The sequence below is a fragment of the Muriicola sp. genome (assembly GCF_049669965.1).
Classification (GTDB): domain Bacteria; phylum Bacteroidota; class Bacteroidia; order Flavobacteriales; family Flavobacteriaceae; genus Muriicola.
Window position 1 is genome coordinate 1 of record NZ_JBATLB010000182.1, and the last position, 3,349, is coordinate 3,349.

Annotated in this window: 6 protein-coding genes; 4 read left to right on the forward strand and 2 right to left on the reverse strand. The window is 40.9% G+C overall.

The genetic code is table 11. From position 1 onward, the window contains the following. The coding region (locus WBM49_RS09890; protein ID WP_424371890.1) for a hypothetical protein at positions 1–215 on the forward strand (215 nt) is incomplete at its 5' end. A 125-nt stretch (positions 216–340) separates the two neighbouring features. Here the strand turns inward: WBM49_RS09890 and WBM49_RS09895 are convergent. Next, the gene (locus tag WBM49_RS09895; protein ID WP_424371891.1) at positions 341–796 is read right to left on the reverse strand and encodes a ferritin-like domain-containing protein; all 456 of its coding nucleotides are present in this window, start codon (positions 794–796) and stop codon (positions 341–343) included. Positions 797–1,077: 281 nt separating this feature from the next. Here WBM49_RS09895 and WBM49_RS09900 point away from each other — a divergent pair, with 281 nt between their 5' ends. The 3 genes from WBM49_RS09900 to WBM49_RS09910 all read left to right on the forward strand — a co-directional run bounded on the left by WBM49_RS09900 (position 1,078) and on the right by WBM49_RS09910 (position 3,082). Beyond that, positions 1,078–1,788 carry a 30S ribosomal protein S16 gene (locus tag WBM49_RS09900; protein ID WP_424371892.1) on the forward strand — a complete coding sequence of 237 codons (711 nt, stop codon included), beginning with the start codon at positions 1,078–1,080 and terminating at the stop codon, positions 1,786–1,788. Next, a complete protein-coding gene (rimM, locus tag WBM49_RS09905) occupies positions 1,788–2,336 on the forward strand; it encodes a ribosome maturation factor RimM (RefSeq protein ID WP_424371893.1) in 549 nt (182 codons plus the stop codon). The genes WBM49_RS09900 and rimM overlap by 1 nt, the downstream gene beginning before the upstream one ends. Positions 2,337–2,422: 86 nt before the next feature. Next, positions 2,423–3,082: a tRNA1(Val) (adenine(37)-N6)-methyltransferase gene (locus WBM49_RS09910; RefSeq protein ID WP_424371894.1), complete on the forward strand. Its 660-nt coding sequence runs from the start codon at positions 2,423–2,425 to the stop codon at positions 3,080–3,082. Here the strand turns inward: WBM49_RS09910 and WBM49_RS09915 are convergent. Then, on the reverse strand, positions 3,083–3,349 hold a 267-nt coding region (locus WBM49_RS09915; protein ID WP_424371895.1), incomplete at its 5' end, for an arginine deiminase family protein.

Consider the following 3,349-nt stretch of genomic DNA (forward strand, 5'->3'; position numbering starts at 1 on the left):
GAGTATTTTATCTCAACCAATTGGAAGATGAGATGCTATGGGGTAGTAGAAAAATGTCTGATGGAAATTCCTTCTATTCTCATTTGAATCCGGTATTTATGACCAAAGAGGGGGCTAGCCGACTTAAAAAAGGGGATTTTACCATGGCATTGATCAATGATGATCTAATAACCGAAGAAATGACAAAAAGAGAAAAAAAGAAACGTTCGAAATAATTCAATAAATAAAATCTTGTTCAAATTGAATTAATCAATCAGGAAGAAAGGTTAGATTTAATGGATTTTAAGCATAAAAAAACCCGGATGTATCCGGGTTTTTTTATGCTGCATTATTAAGTATATTAGGATACTACTTCTTCGTACATTTTTGAGGTTTCCAGAGCTGATTTGATGGCATCTCTTTGTTTTGAGAGCAAGTCTCTGGTTGTGTTTGGCAAGATCCATTCCTTATTATTCAATATATCATTGTAAGAGTTTAAGATCTTTTTTTCTCCACGATTTACTTCCTCTAACATCCGTTCGGAATCATTCGAACTTATGGTGGTGACGAATTTCATCCACGCTCTGTGGAAGTCTCCTTTGATACTTCCGCTATCCTCTGGCAAGTTGCCGTATTCCACGATCTCGGATTTTAATTCATGTCCGAAAGTGTATCGTTGATTGGCTTTGTCTTCCAGAAACTTTTTGATGGTGGGGTTATTTACTTTTTCAGCAGCCAGTTTATATCCGCGTTTGGCGTCATACGTAAGAATTAGTAAATCGTTTAACTTGTTTGAAATTTTTTCAGTGTACTTCATTAATCTATCTTCATTTTAATTTAAGTGCCGTTGACTATCAACAGCTTTCTATAAGATAACAGAATATCTCAATAAACCAAGTAAATACGGGACTTTAGCAGAGATTTAACAAAAGTTCTTAATGAGTGTTAATGCCTAATCTCTACTAAAAAAAGGAGCCAAATCTGAAGTGTATTTATATGGTAAATTAAATAGAAAGTGTATATTTGCACGCTCTAATAAAGTAGAGAAAACAAAGAATTAATAATCGAGGGTCGGGCACCCTACAAAATTAATGTGATATGCCAGTTAGAATCAGACTACAAAGACACGGAAAAAAAGGTAAACCATTTTATTGGATCGTTGCTGCAGACGGCCGTGCAAAACGAGATGGAAAATTTCTGGAAAAATTAGGAATCTACGATCCTAATACCAATCCTGCAACTATAGAAGTGAAGATAGAAGAATCCGTGCAGTGGTTAAACAATGGAGCACAGCCTTCTGAAACCGCAAAACGTATTTTATCTTATAAAGGTGTTTTATTGAAACATCACTTATTAGGTGGCGTTCGCAAAGGTGCCCTTACTGAAGAAGAAGCAGAAGCTAAATTTCAGGCTTGGATAGCCGAGAAGGAAAAATCTGTTGCCAAGAAAGAGGAGAACCTAAGCAAAGCACAACAAGAAGCTCGTAAAAAAGCCCTTGAAGCAGAAAAAGAAGTAAATGCAAAAAGAGCTCAGGCCGCTGCCGAGGCTGAATTGCCAGAAACTCCAGAGGCTGTTCCTGCAGAAGAAGAGGTAGCTGCCTTGGAAACAGCTCCGGCACCAGAGGAATCTGTAGCACAAGCTGAAGAGGCTGTTGAAGCCCCTGCAGCTGAAGCCGCCGCTCCCGAAGCTACTGCCAAAGAAGCGCCAGCCGCAGAAGAAGTTGCTGCGACTGAAGCCGTTGCCGAAGAAACGCCTGCTAAAGAGGAAGCAGCTGCTGAAGATGCAAAACCTGCTCCAGAAAAAGAATAATGGGAAAACGATTGACGCGTAAGGAAGATTGTTTCTACCTGGGCAAGATCGTTTCAAAATATAGCTTTAAAGGGGAGGTGCTCCTAAAATTAGACACCGATGAACCTGAGCAATACGAAAAATTGGAATCAGTATTTATCTCCTTAGGGAATAATCTGGTTCCTTTTTTTATTGAAAAAAGTTCACTGCATAGATCGTCCCTGCTGCGGGTACGTTTTGAAGAGATAAAAGACGAGTCGGACGCAGACCGTATCCTGGGATCTGAAATTTATTTACCCTTGGAATTCTTACCCAGGTTAAGCGGCACACAATTCTATTATCACGAGGTAAGTGGATTTACGCTTATGGATAGTGTATATGGCAATATAGGGACTATAACCAGCGTCAATGATTCGGCCGCCCAGGCTCTTTTTGAAGCCGAGAAAGAAGGAAAACAGGTATTGATCCCCATCAATGACGAGATCATTAGTAAAATAGACCGCGCTAATAAGACGATCTACATTACCGCACCGGAAGGATTGGTATCATTGTATTTAGATACCGAGTAATATCCTACACCAAACCACTTAATTCAAAACTTTTGGGGTCAGCTTTTCAATTCAAACAATTTACAGTAGCTCAAGACAGATGCGGCATGAAAATTGGCACAGATGGTGTTTTGTTAGGAGCCTGGACCCCTGTAGATGAGAACCCAAAACGTATTTTAGACATTGGTAGTGGGACGGGAATACTGGCGTTGATGCTGGCACAACGATGTGATGCAGAGCAAATAGACGCGCTGGAAATTGAACCCGATGCCTATGAACAATGTGTGGAGAATTTTGAGGCTTCGCCCTGGGGGGATCGACTTTTCTGTTATCATGCGTCACTAAAGATGTTCATGAAAGAACCGGAAGATTCCTATGATCTGATTGTATCAAACCCTCCATTCTATAAAGAGGACATGCCCAGTGGGGACAGGTCCAGAGACAAGGCCCGGCAAGCGAGTGCTTTGCCTTTCGAAGAATTGGTGAATAGTGTAGCTGAATTATTATCTCCGAATGGTATATTTTCGGTAGTCATACCTTATAAGGAGAAAGTTGCTTTTGTACAGTTGGCAGAGCTAAGTGGGTTGTTCTTAATAAAGGCCACCCGAGTTAAAGGGACGGCCGAAACGGCCACTAAGCGCAGTTTGCTGGCTTTCTCATTCCGAAAAGTACCAATGGAGACAGACGAACTGGTGATAGAAGAAAAACGACATTTATACACACAAGCTTATGTTGAACTTACGCGCGACTTCTATTTAAAAATGTGATCATAGTCGTCTTTTCATAGGACGCGTTAGGCAGGTTGGTCCGCCGCCGCCTTTAATGCTGATCTCGTTCCCACTATAGGTCCTAAGCTTGCATCCTGCGGATAATAATGCTTTTTCTGTGATAGGATTTCCAGCCACCATAACACAATTCCTAGGGGCCAGGGCAAGAACGTTGCTTCCCAGAGTATCAAACTCAGTTTCCGGCACCTCAATCAATTCAAATCCCCTTTCTAAAAGTTCATTTCTAAACTTAATGGGCATTAAGGG

Excerpts from the sequence above, each read along its gene's own strand:
- WBM49_RS09895 (WP_424371891.1), bottom strand. The coding sequence starts at position 796 with ATGAAGTACACTGAAAAAATTTCAAACAAGTTAAACGATTTACTAATT.
- WBM49_RS09900 (WP_424371892.1), top strand. The coding sequence starts at position 1,078 with ATGCCAGTTAGAATCAGACTACAAAGACACGGAAAAAAAGGTAAACCA.
- rimM (WP_424371893.1), top strand. The coding sequence starts at position 1,788 with ATGGGAAAACGATTGACGCGTAAGGAAGATTGTTTCTACCTGGGCAAG.
- WBM49_RS09910 (WP_424371894.1), top strand. The coding sequence starts at position 2,423 with ATGAAAATTGGCACAGATGGTGTTTTGTTAGGAGCCTGGACCCCTGTA.